At 39.0% G+C, this 20,744-nt stretch carries 24 protein-coding genes and 1 tRNA gene; 13 read left to right on the top strand and 12 right to left on the bottom strand.

The annotated features are described in order from the left end of the window. Positions 1-4: 4 nt before the first annotated feature. The 5 genes from H5126_RS02780 to H5126_RS02760 form a co-directional block, all read right to left on the bottom strand. Positions 5-1,576 (bottom strand): efflux RND transporter periplasmic adaptor subunit, encoded by a 1,572-nt coding sequence (locus H5126_RS02780; RefSeq protein ID WP_182758497.1) that lies wholly within the window; start codon positions 1,574-1,576, stop codon positions 5-7. After that, on the bottom strand, positions 1,566-2,942 hold the full coding sequence (locus tag H5126_RS02775) for a TolC family protein (protein ID WP_182720369.1): 1,377 nt from the start codon (positions 2,940-2,942) through the stop codon (positions 1,566-1,568). The genes H5126_RS02780 and H5126_RS02775 overlap by 11 nt, the downstream gene beginning before the upstream one ends. A gap of 257 nt (positions 2,943-3,199) precedes the next feature. After that, positions 3,200-3,562, bottom strand: a complete 363-nt coding sequence (locus tag H5126_RS02770) for a hypothetical protein (protein WP_310736024.1) — start codon at positions 3,560-3,562, stop codon at positions 3,200-3,202. Between the two features lie 94 nt (positions 3,563-3,656). After that, positions 3,657-4,271: a paraquat-inducible protein A gene (locus tag H5126_RS02765; RefSeq protein ID WP_024595825.1), complete on the bottom strand. Its 615-nt coding sequence runs from the start codon at positions 4,269-4,271 to the stop codon at positions 3,657-3,659. A gap of 2 nt (positions 4,272-4,273) precedes the next feature. Further along, the gene (locus H5126_RS02760; RefSeq protein WP_024595824.1) at positions 4,274-5,539 is read right to left on the bottom strand and encodes an EAL and HDOD domain-containing protein; all 1,266 of its coding nucleotides are present in this window, start codon (positions 5,537-5,539) and stop codon (positions 4,274-4,276) included. A gap of 149 nt (positions 5,540-5,688) precedes the next feature. Here H5126_RS02760 and H5126_RS02755 point away from each other — a divergent pair, with 149 nt between their 5' ends. The 3 genes from H5126_RS02755 to H5126_RS02745 all read left to right on the top strand — a co-directional run bounded on the left by H5126_RS02755 (position 5,689) and on the right by H5126_RS02745 (position 8,022). Beyond that, positions 5,689-6,438 (top strand): ABC transporter substrate-binding protein, encoded by a 750-nt coding sequence (locus H5126_RS02755; protein WP_024595823.1) that lies wholly within the window; start codon positions 5,689-5,691, stop codon positions 6,436-6,438. A 78-nt stretch (positions 6,439-6,516) separates the two neighbouring features. Continuing rightward, positions 6,517-7,083: a PhnA domain-containing protein gene (locus H5126_RS02750; protein ID WP_007586451.1), complete on the top strand. Its 567-nt coding sequence runs from the start codon at positions 6,517-6,519 to the stop codon at positions 7,081-7,083. 120 nt (positions 7,084-7,203) lie between these two features. Continuing rightward, positions 7,204-8,022, top strand: coding sequence for an META domain-containing protein (locus H5126_RS02745; protein WP_138489730.1), 819 nt, complete (start codon positions 7,204-7,206; stop codon positions 8,020-8,022). A gap of 109 nt (positions 8,023-8,131) precedes the next feature. Here the strand turns inward: H5126_RS02745 and H5126_RS02740 are convergent, their stop codons facing one another. Next, on the bottom strand, positions 8,132-8,971 hold the full coding sequence (locus H5126_RS02740) for a 23S rRNA (adenine(2030)-N(6))-methyltransferase RlmJ (RefSeq protein ID WP_182720368.1): 840 nt from the start codon (positions 8,969-8,971) through the stop codon (positions 8,132-8,134). Positions 8,972-9,209: 238 nt separating this feature from the next. Here H5126_RS02740 and H5126_RS02735 point away from each other — a divergent pair, with 238 nt between their 5' ends. The 8 genes from H5126_RS02735 (at position 9,210) to H5126_RS02700 (ending at position 14,918) form a co-directional block, all read left to right on the top strand. Beyond that, complete coding sequence (locus tag H5126_RS02735) at positions 9,210-9,440, top strand: cell division protein ZapB (protein WP_182720367.1); 231 nt, start codon at positions 9,210-9,212, stop codon at positions 9,438-9,440. After that, positions 9,440-9,745, top strand: a complete 306-nt coding sequence (locus H5126_RS02730) for a cell division protein ZapA (RefSeq protein ID WP_002957856.1) — start codon at positions 9,440-9,442, stop codon at positions 9,743-9,745. Before H5126_RS02735 ends, H5126_RS02730 begins: the two co-directional genes overlap by 1 nt. A gap of 63 nt (positions 9,746-9,808) precedes the next feature. Next, positions 9,809-10,831 (top strand): MBL fold metallo-hydrolase, encoded by a 1,023-nt coding sequence (locus tag H5126_RS02725; protein ID WP_182720366.1) that lies wholly within the window; start codon positions 9,809-9,811, stop codon positions 10,829-10,831. A 55-nt stretch (positions 10,832-10,886) separates the two neighbouring features. Next, a complete protein-coding gene (locus H5126_RS02720; RefSeq protein WP_182720365.1) occupies positions 10,887-12,356 on the top strand; it encodes a LysM peptidoglycan-binding domain-containing protein in 1,470 nt (489 codons plus the stop codon). 66 nt (positions 12,357-12,422) lie between these two features. Beyond that, entirely contained in the window at positions 12,423-12,911 is a 489-nt protein-coding gene (locus H5126_RS02715; RefSeq protein ID WP_002957860.1) for a peptidylprolyl isomerase, read from the top strand. A gap of 21 nt (positions 12,912-12,932) precedes the next feature. Beyond that, positions 12,933-13,661 (top strand): SDR family NAD(P)-dependent oxidoreductase, encoded by a 729-nt coding sequence (locus tag H5126_RS02710; protein WP_024595817.1) that lies wholly within the window; start codon positions 12,933-12,935, stop codon positions 13,659-13,661. Then, positions 13,658-14,497: an amidohydrolase gene (locus H5126_RS02705; RefSeq protein ID WP_182720364.1), complete on the top strand. Its 840-nt coding sequence runs from the start codon at positions 13,658-13,660 to the stop codon at positions 14,495-14,497. The genes H5126_RS02710 and H5126_RS02705 overlap by 4 nt, the downstream gene beginning before the upstream one ends. Positions 14,498-14,546: 49 nt before the next feature. After that, positions 14,547-14,918: a hypothetical protein gene (locus tag H5126_RS02700; RefSeq protein WP_182720363.1), complete on the top strand. Its 372-nt coding sequence runs from the start codon at positions 14,547-14,549 to the stop codon at positions 14,916-14,918. Between the two features lie 95 nt (positions 14,919-15,013). On the opposite strand, the gene H5126_RS02695 is transcribed toward H5126_RS02700, so the two are convergent. From H5126_RS02695 to H5126_RS02680, 4 genes are all read right to left on the bottom strand, one after another. Further along, the gene (locus H5126_RS02695; RefSeq protein WP_007375956.1) at positions 15,014-16,189 is read right to left on the bottom strand and encodes a mandelate racemase/muconate lactonizing enzyme family protein; all 1,176 of its coding nucleotides are present in this window, start codon (positions 16,187-16,189) and stop codon (positions 15,014-15,016) included. A 26-nt stretch (positions 16,190-16,215) separates the two neighbouring features. After that, positions 16,216-16,983 (bottom strand): class II aldolase/adducin family protein, encoded by a 768-nt coding sequence (locus tag H5126_RS02690; RefSeq protein ID WP_010554363.1) that lies wholly within the window; start codon positions 16,981-16,983, stop codon positions 16,216-16,218. Positions 16,984-17,148: 165 nt separating this feature from the next. Then, positions 17,149-17,472 carry a c-type cytochrome gene (locus H5126_RS02685; protein ID WP_182694165.1) on the bottom strand — a complete coding sequence of 108 codons (324 nt, stop codon included), beginning with the start codon at positions 17,470-17,472 and terminating at the stop codon, positions 17,149-17,151. A gap of 183 nt (positions 17,473-17,655) precedes the next feature. After that, a complete protein-coding gene (locus tag H5126_RS02680) occupies positions 17,656-18,195 on the bottom strand; it encodes a DUF2058 domain-containing protein (protein ID WP_182720362.1) in 540 nt (179 codons plus the stop codon). A gap of 198 nt (positions 18,196-18,393) precedes the next feature. Between H5126_RS02680 and H5126_RS02675 the strand changes: the two genes are divergently transcribed. After that, entirely contained in the window at positions 18,394-19,542 is a 1,149-nt protein-coding gene (locus H5126_RS02675) for an MFS transporter (protein ID WP_182720361.1), read from the top strand. Here H5126_RS02675 and H5126_RS02670 read toward each other — a convergent pair. Both H5126_RS02670 and H5126_RS02665 read right to left on the bottom strand, forming a co-directional pair. Continuing rightward, positions 19,509-20,009 (bottom strand): prolyl-tRNA synthetase associated domain-containing protein, encoded by a 501-nt coding sequence (locus tag H5126_RS02670; RefSeq protein WP_154903604.1) that lies wholly within the window; start codon positions 20,007-20,009, stop codon positions 19,509-19,511. The genes H5126_RS02675 and H5126_RS02670 overlap by 34 nt on opposite strands. A gap of 1 nt (position 20,010) precedes the next feature. Next, entirely contained in the window at positions 20,011-20,406 is a 396-nt protein-coding gene (locus tag H5126_RS02665) for a hypothetical protein (RefSeq protein ID WP_002957870.1), read from the bottom strand. Positions 20,407-20,572: 166 nt separating this feature from the next. Between H5126_RS02665 and H5126_RS02660 the strand changes: the two genes are divergently transcribed. Further along, positions 20,573-20,648 (top strand) — tRNA-Ala (locus tag H5126_RS02660). Positions 20,649-20,744 lie beyond the last annotated feature (96 nt).

Below are 20,744 nucleotides of genomic sequence, written 5' to 3'. Positions count from 1 at the left end.
GCTCCTAGTGAGAACTGTGTTGCATAGGTTGCATAGGTTGCATAGTAGAATGATCAATCGGCTCTGCGTTTTGCGCGTTAGTAATTACAAATTCATCATTAATAATGCTAAAAGTAAAATTAATATACTGGGCATTTTCAAACTTGGTAATATCAATATCTGGCGCTAATACAAAGTCCATTGTGGCGGGTTCTCGATTCCATTTTTCAATGGCCTCTCGACTAATATTAATAATGCGATTTTGTGTATCTATGGCATTAATAGTGCCGTTAACCGTGGCGCTTTGTGGCTGTATATCCATGTTCATATTTGAGTCTGAACCAGAATCCGAACTCATACCTGAGCCAATGCTAGAACTAGGCATTTCCATTCGTTTAAAGTCAGAGCTCTTACTTGACTCAGAATCTATTAAAAATTGCGCTGAGGTCACTACCGTGTCACCTGTCATTACACCTGACAAAATGACCGCTTCATTACTATTAATTTGCCCAACTTCGACTTCTACCGATTTAAAACGACCCTCACCTAATGCAATAACTACACGGTTTTGATGCTGCGTGCGAATTACCGCTTCTTTTGGTACTGTAAATTGCGCCTTACTCGCTTTAGCGTGAATGCTCACTTGTGCAAACATATTTGGTTTTAACCGATGATCTGCATTTTCAAACCTAAGCCTTACACGCAAAGTTCGGTTTTTAGCATCAAGCGCGGGGTAAATGTAATCAACCTTACCTTCCCACTTTTGACCTTTTAAGTAATCAAGCGTCATTGTAACAGGCAAGCCCACGCTCACTTGTTCTGATTGGCGCTCGAATACTTCTGCCTCTACCCAAATTTCATCAAGCTGAGCAATACTCATCATTGATGTGCCTGGTTTAACGTAAAAGCCTTCTCGTACTGTTAGCTCATCTACCACACCACTTTGCTTTGCGTAAAAAGTAATATTTTGCATTATCTTTTTATTTTTTTGTAAACGTTCAATAAATCCATCAGACACATTTAACGACTCTAAACGTGCCTTTGCTGCGCGAATTAACACGGTATTATTACGATTAACCGCCAATAAAAACTCTTCCTGTGCATTCACCAATTGTGGTGAATACAAAGTATATAAAGGCTCACCGGCTTTAACTTGTGCTCCTTGCGCTTTAACGTACAAGCTTTCAATCCAGCCCTCTACACGCGGATGAATGTGAATAAGTTGGTCTTGGTTATATTGCACATACCCCACAGTATTTATATCGCTGTGAAGTGTTTTAAGCTCTACTTTGGCAGTTCTTACACCCAAGTTATTAATGACTGCAGGCGAAATAGTTACTGCACCTGGTCCATCCTGAGCGTTGCTATCGTTTTCATATACAGGGACTAAATCCATTCCCATTGGCGACAGCCCTGGCGCGTCACGCCTGTAATTACTATCCATAGGGGCTACCCAATATAAGGGCTGTTTTTCAGCACTTTGCTGTTCATTCATTTCCGAGCTGCTAGGTAAAAACTGCATCACTAAGGCGCCAATTAACGCAAATGCGACCGCACCAACTAAGGCAGCAACAAGTAACTTTAAATTAGTATTCATTATGTAATTCTCCAGTTTGCTCGCTCATTACTTGGGGGTCTAAGCTACTTGCATAATAATTAAGGCGAGCGGTAATAATATGCTGCTCTACTTGAATATTAAGCGCGTCTATTTTGGCGTTAAGTTCACCAATGCGCGCGCGCATCACGTCAGAAAAATCCCCATCGTCGCGCGTATAAGCATTAAGTGTTGCTTGAGATTGCTCTGACATTTGCGGTAATAACGTATTTTGATAAAGCGCATCGCGTTTTTGCAAACGAGCAAGTTGGCTAAACTCCTTAAAGTACATGCCTTTGAGTTTTTGAAGCGCCACCAGCTTTTGTGTTTTAGTAGCTTCTGCACTAGCAATAGCCGATTTAACCTGTTGATCTTGTCTGTTATCAGTAAACAATGGCAAATCAATGCTAAATCCTACTGAAAGTAAATCAGCTCGCGACTCCCCCATAGGCGTATCATCTCGGTAACCATAACCCACATTAACGCCCATTTGAGGTTTGTAACTTTGCTTGGCGAGTGCAACTTCGGTTTGCTTTGCGGTGACGGTTTTTTCTATCGCAATAATTGCGGGATGCGCCATAAGCAACTGTATTAATTTATCAAATTCAAGGTTTGCAAAATCAACCAGCCCTGTGGTTTTAGTAAATTCGGCATTTAAGGGCTGCATAAGCATATTCATAGGTAACCACTGTGCTAAACGGTTTTTAGCACTTTCAAATTGCTGCTCAAGCATAACCAGCTTATCTTCAAGGCGAGTGAGCTCTAATTGCGCACGAATAATATCTTGCTGGCGTGTTTTACCTAAGGTACTTGCGTAGCTTGCTTCGGTAACTTCAATAAGCTGAGTAAATAGCCCTTTATCTTGCTCAATTAAAGCAATACTTCGCTGAGCACGATACGCGTTTAACCACGACTCAATCACAATTGCTTTTACTTGTGCTAAGCGATCGGCGCGCTGCCAAGGGTATTGTTGAGCAGACTGAGCTAATGCCTTTTGTTTAAGCGCTAAACTATTCCCTCGGCTAAACTTTTGGCTCAAATCGACTTTAAGCTGCGTCATCCCTTCTTGATCAAACGCATAACCGTTAGTAGGTAAGTTAAGTAAGCCAACCGTTAAAACAGGATCGGGTAAGGTGCCTGCGGCAATACTTTGTGCTATTGCGGCATCTTCTTGGTAGCCACTCGCTTTTAGCCATGGCTCATGCGTTAGTGCATAATTAAGCGCTTGCGTTAAGCTAAGCGTTTGCTCATTGCGGGCTTGCTTTAGCGTATCGATATTTAGGTTATTTGAATTGTTTTGCGCATTAACAGCTGTGCTAAAAAACACAACACTACATAATACGGCTTTAATACTTACAGCGTGGTTCATCACCTGCTCCATCTAAAAATAAAAGAAATTCTTAAATTAGGAAGCAAAAAAGGTGTTTAGGAGTTTTACAAAAACCTTTTATATCAATTGCATTGAATTAATGATCTATTATTGCGGTAGGAAAATTGCTCTATAACAAGGAAAAAATTACGCAGTATAGTTGCTTTATATAAGTAATTTTTAACGCAGTTAGAGAGGTATTTAGTTCCTAGAATGAGCATGTTTTCAATAAAATTGATATTACACCTATCCTGCTATTAAGCAGACATAGGAGGGCGGTAAAGTGAACGAGGTATATTAATTTGTGTAGTAAATACACTTATATTTACTTTTTCAGATTCAAATAAAGTAACGCTAAATAAAGTATCAACATTAAGCATTGAATTAGCAGCGCAGCCACTGATAGGGCATTTGCAATCATTTTGTGGCGTACTTTCGTCGTCGCAACAATCCATCTGCATCATATTTTCAGACATGCTAGCAACAGCTGTTGCATCACTACTGTGTGTCATTGGCATTTGGGCATGCGTTGCTGTTTTCGTTGGCAAATGTGGCATTTCGCATACCATAGCTACAGACGCAACTGCCTGACCCACAAAAGTGAGCAGTAAAGTTATCATGAGTAAACTAGAGTAAAAACGTTGCAACATTATGCCTTTTAATAAATTTTAAAATGATTGTAAGATAACCTAACGGCAACCACAAATACTTTAATTATGTAGACTGCGGTTTATCAGGTGTTTTAATTAAGTTACTCGCTATAATTGCAAATATACAATATGCGCTAAAATACCAAAAGCCCTCACCAAATTGTGTATTCATAACAAGTAGCTCACCACTTTTACCATGAGCGTTACCTGCTAGGTAAGTCACTATTAATGCAATAACAAATACATCAACCATGCTCCACTTACTTAATGCACAAATAACCAGACCGAGCTTTTGCTTCAACCCATTCAAAGGTAGGCAACAATAAAGCAATTGTAATAGCAGCTTCAAGCTTGGAATAACAATAGAAAACAACCCCACTAAAGCAGCTACAAATAAATTATTATTACTAGCAAGCTCTTGAACTGTGCCTAAAATACTTTGTGTTTTGTTATAGGCGCTGATCTCGCCCTCTAACTTATCAAGCCCTAGCATATTCGAGAACATCATTAGCATGCTACGAGTCCGACCATCGCCCTCTTCAGCAAGCATTTCAATGCCCGCTTGCGCTAATTTTGATTTATCTATGTTGCCCTCTATTGTTAATACTGGTTTTGTAATACCAGGAAACAATAAACAAAGAGCAACCACTACACTTATAACCGACAACCAATTACGCATATTTATTCTGTTATTGCCTCAATAATGTCATCACTGTATAAAACAGCATCCAATAAAAAATTAAATATATCGCCAATGTGCAGCTCTGAGTTTATGTTGGCCAAATGGACCATAGCTTCATCTATATTATCTAATTCAAACTCTTTTATAAGCGATAAACAGTTCCCTAAGATGCCGCTCTCTAATAGTAACGCATCAGATATTGCAGCATCTAAAGTAAACTCTTTAACTATGTCTTTTAATTCAGCATCTAAAATAGCATCAAGCACCGAGAACAAACCCACCAGATACCCTTGCTCGGTCAACTCTTTATTATTTTGCTCCAATATTAGCGACATAAATTGAGCCCGCGTTAAAGCAAGCTTAGTTAATTCGGTTGGTTTTTCGACCCCCAACTCACTAATTGCTAATACGCGAACAAATTGTCTTATTGTGTCCTCACCTAAATAAATAACCGCTTGTGAAATAGACGTAATGACTAAATTTGCTTTGCCTGAACGCGCGTTAGCTAGCTTTAAAACCCTCGCTGTTATGGCGACATCTCTGGCCACTCGTTGATGAACTTCTTTAAAGCAAAGTGTTTCTTTTGCTGTAAAACGCAATAGATCAAAAACGGTTAGCTTTGAAGGCTCTACACCTTTATACGTAATCATTTCTGGGCGAGAAAAAAAGAACCCCTGAAATAAATCGCAGCCAGCCAATTTTAATACATTAAATTGTTCATGCGTCTCTATTCGTTCAACAATTATTTTTGCATGTGGATTTGCGCGTTTTATTTTTTTAATGCGCATATTGGTTTTAATAACCGGATCATCTATCTCAATTTTTATGTAATCAACATGTGCTAACAGTGGCTCCCATTTTGGATCGCCATCGTAATCATCTAACGCAAAAACATAGCCTTCTTTTTTAAGTTCTTGCACACGCTCAGCCACCGCAGGAATATTACCCGTGCGCTCCACTATTTCAATAACACTATTTTCTGGCAATAAAAGTTTGGGGAAGTTATCGAGAATAGTTTCTGATGACAAGTTTATAAAAGCTAAATGATGTGCGGTAAGTCTATCTAAACCAACCAACATTAAAGCATTAAAAAATAGGCGGCTTGTCGCATGGACATCTGAAGTGCCTACAGGAAACGCATTATTGGCTGAGTCTCTATAAAGCAATTCGTACGAGAAAACATTCTGGTCTATATCAAAAATAGGTTGCCGCGCAACAAACTGAGTTATTTTTTGTACTTCATCAGGTATGTTATGTAATTTCACTTGGCTCTAAACCTATAAATAAAAGATGGCAAAACAGCCAATAATATGTGTACTTTAATGCAACACGCATAAGATAAATATAGTCGTCATTGCAAAAACGTTAAAATTACACAACACTAATATAAAATATTAATATAAAAGGTAGAGATTTGACTAACTTTATTCGGTTATTAGTACTGAGCCCTCTGCTATTTGTATTTTTTAGCTATGCCAGCATTAATCCTACTCCCCTCAAATATAATGTTAGCGCGTCAGGGAGTCATTATCCATATTATACAAATGATCCAGAAAAGCCTGGCATATTACCCGAAATTATTGAAAAAGTACTCGATGATGCCAATATTGCAGCTTCTCATATCGACCTACCTACAAAGCGTATTACCAAATATTTACAAGATGAAATAATCGATTTTGATGTTATTTCATTAGAATGGCTCTCAAAGAGTGAGAGAAATGACCCTCGTTATGTTTTTTCAGAGCCGCTTATTTATGCCACAGAAATGATTGTTACCTTGCCTAAAAATGCCCAGCATTGGCAAAGCGCTGATAGCTTGAAGGGTAAAAATATAGGAACGGTACTAGGTTACTATTACTTTAATGACAACACCTTTGAGCGTGTTGACTTTCCATCCGAAAAAGAACTTATGACAGCCCTATCAAGAAACCGTGTAGAAGCTGCACTAGTAGGTAAGTTAACTGCGCTCTATTGGGCAAAGCAGTTAGGGATAAACATTGCCTTTGGCGCACAGCATTCCCATGGTTTTTTAAGAATTCGCTTATTGAGCAAACACAAAGAATTATTGCCCCAGATAAACCTAGCAATTAAAAACCTTCACGCTCAAGGATATATAAAAACTATTGAAGATAAGTATATGAGTAATATACCCACACAAAATTAAGGGACTAATGGCGCAGAGCTCGTGTTTTGGAGTACAATAGCAGCAAATGTTAACTCGACCAGAATCAGAAAGAGCCCCATGAGTATTGAAAAAGCCTTAATCGAACGTAGTAATAATCAATGTGAATTGTGTGCAGCCACCGAGAACTTATCTGTTTATGAAGTACCACCGGTAACTGAAACCCACTCAGATAAATGTATTTACACGTGTCAAACATGTAAAGATCAAATCGAGAATAACAGCGAAATAACGCCTACGCATTGGCACTGTTTAAACGATAGCATGTGGAGCCAAACTCCTGCAGTACAAGTTGTAGCTTACAGAATGCTTTCTCGTTTAGCGCCTGATAATGGCTGGGCACAAGATGCGCTAGACATGATTTACCTTGAAGAAGATACGCTAACGTGGGCTAAAAAAGCACTTGCTGAAGATGACGATTTAAAGCATGTAGATAGCAACGGTGTAGTACTTCAAGCAGGCGATACTGTTACCCTAATTAAAGACTTAGACGTTAAAGGTAGTAGCCTTACAGCTAAACGCGGAACAGCTGTTCGTAATATTGGCCTAACCAGCAACCCTGAACATATTGAAGGGCGAGTTGACGGCCAGCGCATAGTTATTTTAACTAAGTTTGTTAAAAAATAATCGTTTGTTTTTAATTATTAAAGGCGCTAATGCGCCTTTTTTTATGTTTAAAATAAGTTAAGGAATGATTAAGTCACTAGGTAATACACTAGGGGATAATATTGAGTAAGGATAACAAACATGGAAAAGCATCAAGCAGTACATTCACGTAAAAAAGCACTTACAGGACTTAGTTTATTAGCACTGAGCGCTTTTGCTATAACCGGTTGTGATCAACAAACAAAGCCGACTGAAAATACAGAGCAAGCAAAATCAATATCGACTCTAACTACCCAAGTTAGCTACAAAGATCGCAGTATGCTTCGCCCCGGTTCACAGTTAATAGTTACGCTTTCGGATGTATCTAAAATGGATGTAAAAGCAGATATAATAACCCAAGAAGTGATTGATATTACCCAAGCCCCACCATTTACTGTAGAGCTAACTTATGATGCCAGTAAAGTTAACGATAAACACCGCTATAGCCTAAGCGCCAGAATCATAAATAAAGACAAAGTACTTTACACAAGTACCACAAATAACGACCCATTTAGAGAATCACAGCTAACTGGCCCTTATAAAATTGAGCTTTCAAAAGTATCCGTTGAAAAGCCAGACGTAACGCTTACAAACACGTACTGGAAAGCAATAACAATCAATGCTCAAACAGTAAATGTTACAACTAAAGAGCCGTTTATTCAGTTCGATAAAGACTACCGTGTTAATGGCTTTTTAGGCTGTAATAATTTTAGCGGAAGTTATAGCACCGAGCAGCACACAATTACACTTAGTCAATTAGCGAGTACAAAAAAGATGTGTTCGGAGAATATGGACCAAGAGGCAGCTATGTCTAACGTACTTAACAATACTTCAAAGTGGGAAATTACAGGCGAGTCACTAAAACTTAAAAACAACAGCGGTAATACGCTTGCTACTTTTAACGCTGTTTATTTTAATTAATATTTAGCTCCCTCCTATATATGTGTTACCTAACACATTCGTATATATTTCAAATAAAATGCCCAGCAAAGCTGGGCATTTTATCATTCATTGTAAGCGCTATTTAAAGCTACTCATCAACGAGTTGTTCACTTCTATAAAAACCACTTGGCTCACTTAACAAACCAACAAGTTCAGGCATTATTGCATCCATTGTTTGCTTTAGCTTCCATGGAGGGTTAATCACAATCATGCCAGATGCTGTCATGCCGTGTACGTCAGTATCCGCTTCAGTGCCTAATTCAAATAGCTGAATGTTGCGCATTCCTGAATCAATTAAGCCCTGCTCCATATTATCAATGCGCTCTCTGTCTACTACCGGATACCAAATCATGTAAGTACCTGTAGCAAAACGCTGGTGAGCTTTAACTAACGTTTTTACAACCGTTTCGTAGTCATCTTTAATTTCGTACGGTGGGTCAATTAATACACACGCTCTGCGAGATGCTGGTGGTAATAATCCTACTAAGCCGGTAAAGCCATCTTCTCCGCGCACACGAATGGAGCGCTTACCTTGCATGTTTTCTTCAAGTAATAATAAATCGCGCGGGTGCAGTTCAAAAAACCAACCCTTATCTTGGCGGCGCAAGTAATGCTCTGCAATTTTTGGTGAACCCGGATAAAATGCAAGTTCGTCAGTGTCGTTAAATGACTTAATTAATTCAATGTACTCATTAAGCTCAGCATGTTCACTTTTATGTTGCCAAAGTTTTTCAATACCATCTTGATACTCTTGCGTTTTTTGCGCATCAGCAGCTGCCAGTTCAAAAAAGCCAGCACCTGAATGCGTGTCTATATAATCAAGCGGTTTATCTTTAATTGTTTGGTAATTTAGTACTTGTGCCAGTACTAAATGTTTAAGTACATCGGCAGGATTACCCGCATGAAATGAGTGTCTGTAACTAAGCATTATTTATTTTCGCCATACGCAATTTAATATCGTAAGTGAACCATAAGCACTAGGCTTTGGCAACTCACACCAAGATAAGAGAGTGTTAAAGTGAACCATTTCTGAATGAAAAAGCTCATATGCTGAATTATCCCTTAACGCAGAAGAAAAATCAGCTAAAACCACCGTAAATGCTGGCAAATCAACACACTTTGCTTTACATTTGCATGACATTAATTACAGTTATATGAGCGCCTTTATGAACAACACTACTCTTCAACAACTCGAACAACTGATCGATTCTTTAATCGGACGTAATAATCAATTACAAACAGATGTTGCTACTTTAAAAGAACAGAACACTAAACTAAGCGATGAAAACGAATTACTACAGCTTGAAGCTTTAGAAAATGAAGAAAAGCAAAAAGATGCCAGCACTACTTTATCTGGTCTTCTTGATAAATTACAAAGCGCACAACAGGCTAGCTAATGTCTGAGCTGCAAAACCAGCGGGTCACTGTTGAGTTGCTAGGTAAAGAGCAGCAATTTGCTTGCCCCGAAGGGCAGGAAGATGCATTAATAGCAGCAGCTAAAAATCTAAATGACTTAGTTGAGCAAATGAAACAACGCTCAACCGTTAGAAACGATCAAAAAGCCCTACTAATGGCAGCATTAAACTTAAGCCACGAATTGCTAGAAGCAAAAACACAGGCTACAGTTGAACAACAGCATCAAGACCAATTGATTGATAAACTCAGTCAGCATTTGGCAAATGACCCCAAACACCAAAAATAAAAAGCGCATACTGCGCTTTTTGTTTATTATTAAAGTAATTAAACCTCAGCGTAGAGATAATAAATGAAGTTAAAACTTTCAAACATAACCTCTTCATGTAAGCACTTACTATTGGCATGCACTTTACTATCAATAGCACCTAGCACCTACGCTGCCGTTATTTGGAATACAATAAACCCTCATATTCAGTTTTTAAAGCAACAAGACAAGCTTCGCTTTTACGACTCTAACCAAGTATTAATTGAAGGCGAAAAATGTGCCCTACTGGTTGATACGAGTGCCAATTTTGCTGCAGTTGAACAACTTGCTGAAGATTTAAAAAAACGCCTTAAAACACCTTTATGCTATTTGGTTGCCACGCATTACCATGACGATCACTTGCTAGGTATGGCGGTTATGCAAAATTTTTATCCTGATGCCAAGCTCGTTGTTCATCAGCAAGTAAATAAAAATTTTAGCCTTTACCAAACAGCATATACCGACAAACTAGACACCTATGAAAAGAGCATTGAGCTGAGCTACCAACGATTAGCGAATGTCCCTAAAGAAGAGCAAGCTAAATGGCGTGATAAGTTAAAGCTTGCAAAAAAGCGACTTTTTCGCTGGCAGGAGTATCAGCTTAGCAAACCCGAAATAGTCATTAATAGTCGTAAAGTTATCGACCTTGGTGGTTTTGAGGTAACGCTTGAGCCGCAGCAAGCCCATACTAACGGTGATTTAACTATTACTACTAATAATGGCAGTGTGCTGATTGGTGGCGATATCGTTGACTGGCTTCCTTACCCTGGTCACGGCGAACTTAATAGTTGGCAAACGTTGCTTAAGCAATATATTAACGATGAAAAGCTCGCTATTATTATACCTGGTCACGGCGGCACATTAACAAAAGAGCAGCTGAAACAGCCACTATCATTCTTAGCAGCCATAACAGAGCATGTTAAAAACAATAAAGATCAAAGTATTGAGCAATTAATGCTGTCGTTTCCTGAATCAGTTATTGAGCCTTATAAACAAGAAGCGCTTAATATAAAATCGAGTAACTTTTTTTTACAAGCAGGCCTAAATCGCGTAAAAAGCGCAGAATAACTCAACACAACGGATTGTGTTAAAATAATAAAAGGAATTTACAAAAGTGATCACTATGCGCAGTTTGGTTTTATGTTGTTTGGGTATTTTGTTATTTGGTTGTCAATCAACGGAGCAAGAACCACAAGAAGCTCCACAAATATTTACTCATTTTGAGCCTGACTATACTTATGATATTGACGAGGAAGTAGCTCAAACGCCTCAAGTTAATGAGCCAGTTACGCCACTTCAATTCAAAAAAACAATCGTAAAAAAGCGCCCACCAAAAACCACCGATCTGTGGGTGCATATAGCCAATAACCTACACTTTACGATTTATCAAAATCGCGCGTTAAAAAAGCGTATCAGCTGGTATGCAAAGCAACCTAACTACTTACAAACGGTGAGCAAACGCGCAGCGCCTTACCTGTATCACATCGTAAAAAAAATTGAGCAAAAGCAATTACCTATGGAGCTCGCATTACTACCATTTGTAGAAAGCGATTTTAGACCAACAATAGCCTCATCACAGCAAGCTGTTGGTGTTTGGCAGTTAGTTGGCGCAACGGCGCATCACTTTGGTGTTAAGTCAGACCAATGGTATGACGGGCGCCAAGACGTACTTGCTTCAACCGATGCTGCACTTGATTACTTAAGTTACTTACATAAACGCTTTGATGGTAATTGGCTACACGCTTTGGCCGCTTATAACAGTGGTGAAGGCCGCATTAAACGCGCAATAGAAAAAAATAAAAAACGCGGTAAAAGCACCGATTACTGGTCGCTCAGCCTGCCAAAAGAAACCGCTGATTATGTACCCAAATTACTCGCTTTAAGCTATTTAGTTAAACATCCACAAAAAGGCATTAAACGCCCAAAGCTTGCATATAAACCATTTACAACACAGATGAACATAGGCCAGCAGTTCGACTTTTCAGTCATTGCCAAGCTCTCTGGTATAGGTTCAAAGCAGTTACATGCTATTAATCAGGGATATTTAAAAAATCAAAGCTCACCTAACGGGCCGCACACTTTACTGCTGCCTATAGGGCAAGAAGCATTATTAAAAAGTCAGTTCTTCAAATCAAACTTTGCTGGAGAGTACATCGTTAAACAAAACGATACGCTTTACAGTATCGCCAGGCGTTTTAGTATGTCTGTAAAAGCTTTAAAACAACTTAATAATAAAAATAATAATTTAATAGGTGTTGGAGAAAAGTTATTAGTTGGACAACCTAAAACTCTGCCAAGCACATTAACTGTTGATTACAAAATCAGCCCTTATTTAGAACACCAAGAGATTGCGATCCCCACCATTGAAATAGATTACGAAGTTAAGTCAGGCGATAGCCTTTGGAGTATAAGTCAGCTTTATGATGTACCTCATAGCGACTTGGCAAAATGGAACAAACTCTCTGCATCAAGTATTTTAAAGCCTGGCACTCAATTAGTACTGTTTATACCACAGGCTGAAAAGCAAAAAGCAGCACCAATAAAAAAAGATTTACTGCTAGATTTACAAAAAACACTAAATCAGCCACGTTAAGTTTATAAACAAGTATATTTCGCGTAAAATTGCGCTCTAACATAGTTATTATTTGAAGAGACAAGCATGCAAATTAGCAAAAATTCAGCAGTTGAATTTCATTACACCCTTAGCGAAGCGGGCGAACAAATTGAAAGTAGCACAAACGAAGCGCCACTTACTTACATTCATGGCAGCGAAGGCATGCTTCCTGGTTTAGAAAAAGCACTTGAAGGCAAAGAAGCTGGCGAAAAATTTAGTGTAACTCTAGAGCCAAGTGAATCGTACGGCGAGCGTGTTGATGACTTAATTCAACGTATTCCGCTTAAGCACCTACAAGGCGACGTTAAAGTATGGAAACCAGGTATGACAGCAATGGTTAGCTCTAACCAAGGTCGTCATCAGGTTACTATTGTTAAGGTTGGTCGTTTTAACGCAGATTGTGATTTAAACCACCCATTTGCGGGCAAAACACTCACGTTTGACGTTGAAGTTGTATCTGTACGTGAAGCGACAAGTGAAGAAGTTTCTCACGGACATGTGCACGCTGAAGGCGGCTGCGGTCACTCTCACTAGTTAGCAATAAAGGAAGTAAGTATGTCTAAAGTTGCAGTAGTTACAGGTGGTACAAAAGGAATTGGTCTAGCCGTTGTAAAGCGTTTGCTAAGTAATGGCTATAAAGTACATAACCTTGATATAGAGCCAAGCGAAACTGGTATATTTCATCAGTGTGATGTAAGTGATGTATCGGCGGTACAAAGCTGCATCAACGCTATCTGTGAACAAAGTAAACGTATTGATGTACTTGTTTCTAATGCTGGAAAACACTTAAGCGCAAATATAGAAAGCACCGACGAGCAAACTCTCGATGCACTTTTTGCGCTTAATGTTAAAGGCGCGTATGCCGCAGTACAAAGCGTATTGCCAAGCATGAAAGCGCAAAATAGCGGCGCTATTATATTAGTCGCATCCGATCAAGCAATTATAGGTAAGCAAAACTCTTTTGCGTATAACCTAACAAAACATGCCCTTGCCTCAATGGCCAAAACAACGGCGCTTGATTACGCGAGCTTTAATATTAGAGTAAATGCGGTATGCCCTGGCACAATAGAAACCCCGCTATTTCATAACGCGATAGATGCGTACTGCGCAAAAAGTGGCGCAAACAAAGCTGAAATAGTTGCCGAGGAAGCAAGTCTGCAACCGCTTAACCGATTAGGTCAAGCCGACGAAGTTGCTGCTCTTGTGAGCTTTTTAGCAAGCGACGATGCCAGCTTTATTACTGGTAGCTTACAAAGTATTGATGGCGGCTATACAGCCCAATGAGCATGCAAATTATTGACCCTCATGTGCATTTTTTTAATCTTGCCGAGGGTCAATATACTTGGCTACAAGGCGAAAACCCACCAGCATGGCCTAACCTAGAAAAAATTAAACAAGCAATAAGTGCAGAGCAACTTGTAAAAAGTACTGATTTTGAACTTGCGGGTATTGTGCACATTGAGGCTGGGTTTGATAATCAATCACCTATAAACGAGTTAAACTGGCTAAGCTCGCATTTAAAAAACCTTTCATTTAAGGCTATTAGTTACAACCAAATTGATGCGCCCGCAGAGCAATTTAATCACGCGCTGAATGCACTGGCTCATTCAAGCCTTTGTGGTATAAGAGATATAACCGAAGACGATGATGCAGTGAGACTAAAAAGCCCTCATTGTATTAATAACCTTAATTTATTGGCTACAAATAAACTGCATTTTGAAGCTCAATTTGATATTGAAAATAGCGAAATAACCAAACAAATAGCTTACTACGCTAAGCAGCTACCGCAGCTTCAAATTATAATTAATCATGCAGGACTGCCAAGTAATTTAAATGACTGGCAACAAGGTGCTGAGTTACTTGCTCAGCACGACAACATAGCAATTAAATTCTCTGGTTTTGAATTACTACAACTTACCAGTGAGCAACAAGCCGCGTGTTTTAATTTTCTTTTTAATCACTTTGGCCAGCAGCGTATTATGTTTGCAAGCAACTTCCCTGTGTGCCAAATAAATACAAGCTACAACAACCTATGGCACTGCCATAAGGCGTTATGCTCAAACGATAAGACATGGCATGACCTTAGCTATGCAAACGCTAAGCACTACTACCAAGTTTAAGTAAAACTAGTTATATTAAACTCTCTTTTTATAATAATACGGCCAATTTATGAAAATGTACTTTTTACTAATCGTTGTATTTTCTGCGTTTTTTCTCAATGGCTGCATATCTCAAAATCCAGATCCGACACCTAAGCTGCAACATGCTCTACTGGCAAAGCCAAATAAAACAGCCGTTAGCAAAGCAATTAAAACACTTGTACATATACAAGAAACTCAATTAGCTGAGAATGTATTTACTACCAGCAGCACAGTAACCCTTAGCAATGTGGATGGTAATAATATTATCGACACGCAAAGTCGCAATACACCCGATCAGTTTGAATTGATGATTAAAGGCAAGCAATGCTATATACGCCACCTTGATAGTAAAGCCACTATTGAGCTTAAAGACGTAGAATGTAAAATTAACGAGTTATAACAAGCTTTACTTCCCCCTAAATAAGCAAAAGCCGGTAAGTGACTAATCACTTACCGGCTTTTTAATGCATGACCTAAAGTTAGGTTAAAAGACTATTATTTTATTTCTACGCGTTGAGAACGCATAACAATCTCATCATTTAATTCAATACCCAACCCTGGCTCTTCTGACACTTCAAAGAAACCATTTTTAGGTTGTGGGTCTTGTAAACATAACTCGCGGTTCCACTTTTTAATCGCATAAGTGTGGTGCTCATGAATCAAAAAGTTAGGGATAGCCGTTTCTAAGTGCAGTGATGCTGCTGTTGCAACAGGCCCGCCACATACGTGAGCTTGAATACGCACATCAAAAATATCAGCGTAATCACACACTTTTTTGGTTTCGGTAAAACCACCACATAAACCAATATCAGGTTGTAGAACATCAATACTTTGATCTTCTAAGTACGGGCGCACACCCCAGCGATTATACAAACGTTCACCACCTGCAATTGGCACATTAACTTTATCTGCTACTTTTGCATGTAATGAATGGTTTAAATAGTTAACTGGCTCTTCAAAGTACATACAGTCAAATTCTTCTGCAATTTCACCTAGCTGAATAGCTGTTGTAACACCTGGTAAACTGTGGCATTCAAAAATAATATCCACTTCGTCGCCTACTGCTTCGCGAATAGCTTGCATGCGCGCACGGTATAGCTTCATTTCAGTACGTGAAATTATTTTTGTACGATCGTAATAAGTATTGCCGTCTTTATCGTACTGAATTGGATCTACTTTTACTGCATCGTAACCTTCGGCCATCGCCTTTAAAGCCGCTTCGGCATATTCTTGCGGTTGTACTAGGGCTTTAAATTCGCTATCCCAGTCAAACTGTAATTGCGAAGCGTAAGTGCGTAGTTTGTCGTTAACTTTACCGCCTAATAACTGGTATACAGGTAAACCAAGCGCTTTACCTTTTATATCCCAAAGTGCGGTATCAATTGCGCTCATTGCAGCATATACAACAGGTCCGCCGCCTAAACCCCAAAAGCTTTCACGTAACATACGTGACCATAGTTTTTCTGTTTGAAATGGGTCGTGGCCTATTAAAAAGGCGTCGGCCATTTCTTTAATCATAGCCGCTGCAGCACTGTGACCTAAATCGTATGCAAGGCCCGCTTCGCCAACACCACTAATACCTTCGTCAGTATGAATACGTACAAACACAGGTGTCCAAGAAGGTCTATCAGGACAGTGAATATCAAATACTTCAACGCGATTTACTTTCATTAAAATTCCTTATTAACCGCTATGGGTTATTTTGCAAAACTAGGGTCAAGTCGATACGCTTTACGTAACATCGCAGGCCACGCAAGTTGCCCGCCAGTGCTGCCACTGTGTACTACGTTTGCTTGATTATAAATATTGTCGATTATAGGTTGCGGTACTTCAATCACCTCTTGCGAGCTTGATTGTAGTGCTAGTTGTATTTCACACGCTCGCTGTAAATCATAAAAGCGCATAAACGCATCGCCTACCGTTGGGCCTACTGTTAAGCCACCATGATTTACCAATAACATATGGTTAGTGCTGCCCAAATCATCTTGCAGCACTTTTCGCTCGTCGTCGTTTACTGCAAGCCCTTCGTAACCATGATAAGAAAGCGATGGCAGTGAAAACATTGAATATTGGCTAAGCGGTAATAAACCATTTTTTTGTGTAGCGACTGCGATTGTTTCTTTGGTATGAAGGTGAATAACACAATGAGCGTCTTCGCGTACCTCGTGAATCGCACTGTGAATAGTAAATCCAGCTGGATTAATACTAAATGGCGTATCGTCAATAATGTTGCCGTCTAAGTCGACCTTTACTAAATTAGAGGCAGTTACTTCATCAAAGGTTAAACCAAACGCATTCACTAAGTAGTGGTCGGTGCCAGGTAAACGTGCTGATAAATGCGTATAGATTAAATCCCCCCAACGAAAGTGCTCTACCAGTCTATAACACGCGGCTAAATCAACACGAAGTTGCCACTCTTGTGCTGATACTTTATTTTTTAAATCGAGTTGGGGTAAATCAAACATAATGAGCCTTATAAAAACGTACATTATTAACCTGTACGAACAGATGTTTAGAAGTCTAAAGCAGTCTCTATTTTATAGCAAACACCAAACAAAACAGCCACACTATTGTGTGGCTGTTTATAAAACTAAAATACCAATTGCATTAAAATGGTATAACTGCGTAAATTATTTTACGTTAGCTAGGTAATCTGCAATTGCTTCAAACTCTTCATCAGTTACCGTTGCAACCATTGCTTTCATAGCCATGGTCATACCGTTATTACGTGCACCTGACTTAATATCTTTCATTTGCGCTACTAAATAGTCTTTGTTTTGACCGTTTAGTTTAGGGTACATACCCATAATTGGTGCTTTACCTTCAGCGCCATGACAAGTTTGACAATTTTTAGCGGTATAAAGTGCAGCGCCATCGGCAGCTGTTGCATTAAACGAGAAGCTTGCGGCTAAAGTAATACCCGCGCCTAATAGTAGTGTTTTCATCTTGCTCATTGTATTTACTCTTCTTTTTTGACGGTTAGAAAAACTGTTCTATTGATTGTAGTAAACAATCAAATAAAAAGCATACGTACGAAACGACGCTAGACGATCAACTTAACCAAAAACCGCTAACTCGTTTCTATCTCACTTTTATATACTTTAGCAAATAAAAATGAGCTTACCCTTAATAACTTATTACCACACTATATCATCTGGTACTGCAAAGTCTGCGTATGGGTCATCTTCATCTTTTGGTTTGCTTTCTGGCTCTACATGAAAAACAATATACTTTTCGTCAACTTCAGCCACTTTGCGTGCTGGTTCGTCGTCTAGTACGTAAAATTGCCCTTCTAGTACACAAATAGCTAAACGACCGCCCGATAACGCTTTTTGCGTTTTCTCGTTCACGTCGATATTTTTTACTTTATTTTGATAAGTAAAATTAAATGTGCGCTCACCACGAATAGCGTCTTGGTTGTGGTGCTCTAAAATTTGTTTAACACGCGCTTCTTGTTCGCGCTGCTTTAAGCTCACTTGGCGTGTTTGGTTAAGCTCTTCAGCTTTTTTTTGCTGCTCTAGCTTGGTTTGTTGAATATGCTTTTGCAGATCACTTGGGTTGCTAGTAGCCCCTTTCTTTTGCTTTTTTTGTTGCTTACGCTTTTCTGATTTAGCAACTTTAGCATTATGCGATGTTGTTAATCCTGCTTGAAGCAATTGGTCTTGTAATGAACCCATGACTTTGTTCCACTAAAAACTAATATTATCGCTATTTTAATCACCAACGAGTTCAAATAACAGCGCTATCGACATTAATCTAGCAAACTAGTTAAAACAAACCATGATATGACGCAAAGAGCATGGTTTTAATTATCAATTAAAAACAATTTTTAATACAATACCAGACAACAAATCAGCAAATGTATAAGCCATATAATGCGTTTACCTCATCTACTCGTTTGCTCGGTATTTATATTTTTTGTACTTTATGCACCACAACCTCTACTTAGCCTTTTTGCGAGCGAATTTAATGTAGCCCCTGCGGTAGCTGGCAGCTTAATGACTGCAACTATGCTGCCCTTAGCCATTGCCCCGCTCGTTTACGGTTTATTTTTAGCAAAAATAAACCCACTACTTATATTACGTATTGCAATGGTGCTTTTAGGCCTTAGCTGCTTACTTTTTGTTTATGTACCTGGCTTTGAGCTTTTATTATTAGTCAGATTTTTACAGGGTTTAACGCTCCCCGCAGCTTTAACAGCAATGACTAGCTATATAGGCATGAGTTATAGCGCTGATACACTTCAAAAAAATATGACCCTATATATTGGTAGCAGTATAGTTGGTGGTTACTTTGGACGTGTGCTTGCCGCTTTGTTTAGCGACTTATGGAATTGGCAGAGCTTTTATTACGTAATTGCTTTTATGCTTATTTGCTTAGCTTTGACAGTTAAGCATTCTCGCTTTACAAACCCAGCTAAACAGTCGCAACTCTCCCCACTCGATTACATTAAACAACTTAAAGAAGGCGCTGTACTTAAAGTTTACGGCGCCGTTTTTTGTATGTTTTTTTGCTTCGCTGCACTGCTTAATTACTTACCGTTTATATTACAAAACACGTTTTTAATTACCAATACTCGTGACATAGGTTTAGTTTACAGTGGTTATTTAATTGGTGCCCTCGCCTCTATTGCTGCACCTTGGTTACTTAAAAAAGTCCCTTCGCCTTGGCATTTATTAACTGCGGTATTTAGTTTTTATAGTGTGAGTATTATTTTATTAATGAGCCATCAGCTTAGCTTATTTTTAATCGCATTTACTTTGTTTTGTGGTGCTATGTTTGTGATTCATTCAACTGCCGCACCGCTCGTTAATAAAATCAGTAAAGCCCCACCAAGTGTAACCAATGGCGGATATGTATCGTTTTATTACAGTGGTGGCGCATTGGGGTCGTTATTACCCGGTGTGGTATACCAACATCATGGGCAAACAGCGTTTATGTTTACACTGCTTGCGGTTTGCTTATGTGGTTTATCGTTAATTATGTGGGCTTATTTTGAGGGTAAAAATACAACGCGCGGTTGATGCTTTGTGTAATTAAAAAATGTTTCTAAATCAGCTTTACTAAGCAACCATGTTTGGGTGTTTTCAAACGGATGACAATGAAACAAATCACCGTGCCAAATATCTTGGTCAACCCATAAGCTCACTTCGTTTTGCTTATCATTTAAAAGAGCCAACATAGATACACACCCAGGAGCCACTTTTAAATATTTAGCTAGCCGCTCACTCGATGCGAACCCTAAGCGTGAAAGCCCTTGTTGCTTTGATAGTGCCTTTAAGTCGAGTTGCTTATTGTGCGCTGTAATAACTAAAAAGTGTCGCTTGCCTTCGTTATCGCGTAAAAATAGGTTTTTAAGGCGAGTACCTGGGCGCTCAATCATAAACTCATCTGCCGCTAAGCTAGTATGTAGCGGCGGATGCTCTATTACATCATAGTTAATATCTAGGTGCGCCAAAAGCTCTGCTAACTTAGTTTTATCAGCCAACATATTACAAACAACGCCCTCTTAGTTGTACACTCAAATCTCGCCATAAAACATCATTAACTTCATGCTTGTTGTCGCAATACTTACGATCTTTTAGCTCCTGATTTAATAATTCAACTGCTTGGTCTTCTAGCTGTAACTTCAGAATGCTCGATTCTTCAAAATGCTCTTTCTCTATATACTGCTTAACCTCACCACGACTTGGTCTCTTATTAGGACCACGGTCAAGGTTAAAGTTTTCACGATGCTTAGCTTTTACCGAAACAACATAAGCAAAAAGCTTATTGCCTTGCTCATCTTGCTTTTCGTGAAACTGTTTATTATTTATTTCAAAAGGCGGCTCATCATTTGAGGCACAGCCAGCGAGTAAAACCATAAGCGCTAGAACACATTTTTTCATTGTTTTTTATCGTTTTAGTTTTGAATTAAGCCGAGTCTAACAAAAATTGACGTAAACAGTGAAAATTTACGAAAAAATACTTGACCAAATTTATAAAAAAACTTAAAGTTCGTCCCGCTTGGAACTCAGCAGTCAAGCAGTTACATTATATGTAACTTAGGAATGTGGGGCTATAGCTCAGCTGGGAGAGCGCCTGCCTTGCACGCAGGAGGTCAGCAGTTCGATCCTGCTTAGCTCCACCACTTTCCTACTCCTTTTCAAATTCGTTCTACTCTTCTATTTTTCCACTGTTTTTATTATTTTTTGACACCCTAATATTCTAATTTTTCATTCTATAT

This window comes from Pseudoalteromonas sp. SG45-3 (genome assembly GCF_014164075.1).
GTDB lineage: Bacteria > Pseudomonadota > Gammaproteobacteria > Enterobacterales > Alteromonadaceae > Pseudoalteromonas > Pseudoalteromonas distincta.
Note: the sequence above shows the minus strand (reverse complement) of the source record. Positions and strands in the feature narration are given on the sequence as shown.

What these genes read in the sequence shown, in the direction of transcription:
- H5126_RS02665 (WP_002957870.1), bottom strand. Translation starts at nt 20,406, where the DNA reads ATGAAAAAATGTGTTCTAGCGCTTATGGTTTTACTCGCTGGCTGTGCC.
- H5126_RS02700 (WP_182720363.1), top strand. Translation starts at nt 14,547, where the DNA reads ATGAAAATGTACTTTTTACTAATCGTTGTATTTTCTGCGTTTTTTCTC.
- H5126_RS02725 (WP_182720366.1), top strand. Translation starts at nt 9,809, where the DNA reads ATGAAGTTAAAACTTTCAAACATAACCTCTTCATGTAAGCACTTACTA.
- H5126_RS02675 (WP_182720361.1), top strand. Translation starts at nt 18,394, where the DNA reads ATGCGTTTACCTCATCTACTCGTTTGCTCGGTATTTATATTTTTTGTA.
- H5126_RS02780 (WP_182758497.1), bottom strand. Translation starts at nt 1,576, where the DNA reads ATGAATACTAATTTAAAGTTACTTGTTGCTGCCTTAGTTGGTGCGGTC.
- H5126_RS02695 (WP_007375956.1), bottom strand. Translation starts at nt 16,189, where the DNA reads ATGAAAGTAAATCGCGTTGAAGTATTTGATATTCACTGTCCTGATAGA.
- H5126_RS02710 (WP_024595817.1), top strand. Translation starts at nt 12,933, where the DNA reads ATGTCTAAAGTTGCAGTAGTTACAGGTGGTACAAAAGGAATTGGTCTA.
- H5126_RS02730 (WP_002957856.1), top strand. Translation starts at nt 9,440, where the DNA reads ATGTCTGAGCTGCAAAACCAGCGGGTCACTGTTGAGTTGCTAGGTAAA.
- H5126_RS02680 (WP_182720362.1), bottom strand. Translation starts at nt 18,195, where the DNA reads ATGGGTTCATTACAAGACCAATTGCTTCAAGCAGGATTAACAACATCG.
- H5126_RS02745 (WP_138489730.1), top strand. Translation starts at nt 7,204, where the DNA reads ATGGAAAAGCATCAAGCAGTACATTCACGTAAAAAAGCACTTACAGGA.
- H5126_RS02770 (WP_310736024.1), bottom strand. Translation starts at nt 3,562, where the DNA reads ATGATAACTTTACTGCTCACTTTTGTGGGTCAGGCAGTTGCGTCTGTA.
- H5126_RS02775 (WP_182720369.1), bottom strand. Translation starts at nt 2,942, where the DNA reads ATGAACCACGCTGTAAGTATTAAAGCCGTATTATGTAGTGTTGTGTTT.
- H5126_RS02685 (WP_182694165.1), bottom strand. Translation starts at nt 17,472, where the DNA reads ATGAGCAAGATGAAAACACTACTATTAGGCGCGGGTATTACTTTAGCC.
- H5126_RS02715 (WP_002957860.1), top strand. Translation starts at nt 12,423, where the DNA reads ATGCAAATTAGCAAAAATTCAGCAGTTGAATTTCATTACACCCTTAGC.
- H5126_RS02670 (WP_154903604.1), bottom strand. Translation starts at nt 20,009, where the DNA reads ATGTTGGCTGATAAAACTAAGTTAGCAGAGCTTTTGGCGCACCTAGAT.
- H5126_RS02720 (WP_182720365.1), top strand. Translation starts at nt 10,887, where the DNA reads ATGCGCAGTTTGGTTTTATGTTGTTTGGGTATTTTGTTATTTGGTTGT.
- H5126_RS02750 (WP_007586451.1), top strand. Translation starts at nt 6,517, where the DNA reads ATGAGTATTGAAAAAGCCTTAATCGAACGTAGTAATAATCAATGTGAA.
- H5126_RS02765 (WP_024595825.1), bottom strand. Translation starts at nt 4,271, where the DNA reads ATGCGTAATTGGTTGTCGGTTATAAGTGTAGTGGTTGCTCTTTGTTTA.
- H5126_RS02705 (WP_182720364.1), top strand. Translation starts at nt 13,658, where the DNA reads ATGAGCATGCAAATTATTGACCCTCATGTGCATTTTTTTAATCTTGCC.
- H5126_RS02690 (WP_010554363.1), bottom strand. Translation starts at nt 16,983, where the DNA reads ATGTTTGATTTACCCCAACTCGATTTAAAAAATAAAGTATCAGCACAA.
- H5126_RS02740 (WP_182720368.1), bottom strand. Translation starts at nt 8,971, where the DNA reads ATGCTTAGTTACAGACACTCATTTCATGCGGGTAATCCTGCCGATGTA.
- H5126_RS02735 (WP_182720367.1), top strand. Translation starts at nt 9,210, where the DNA reads ATGAACAACACTACTCTTCAACAACTCGAACAACTGATCGATTCTTTA.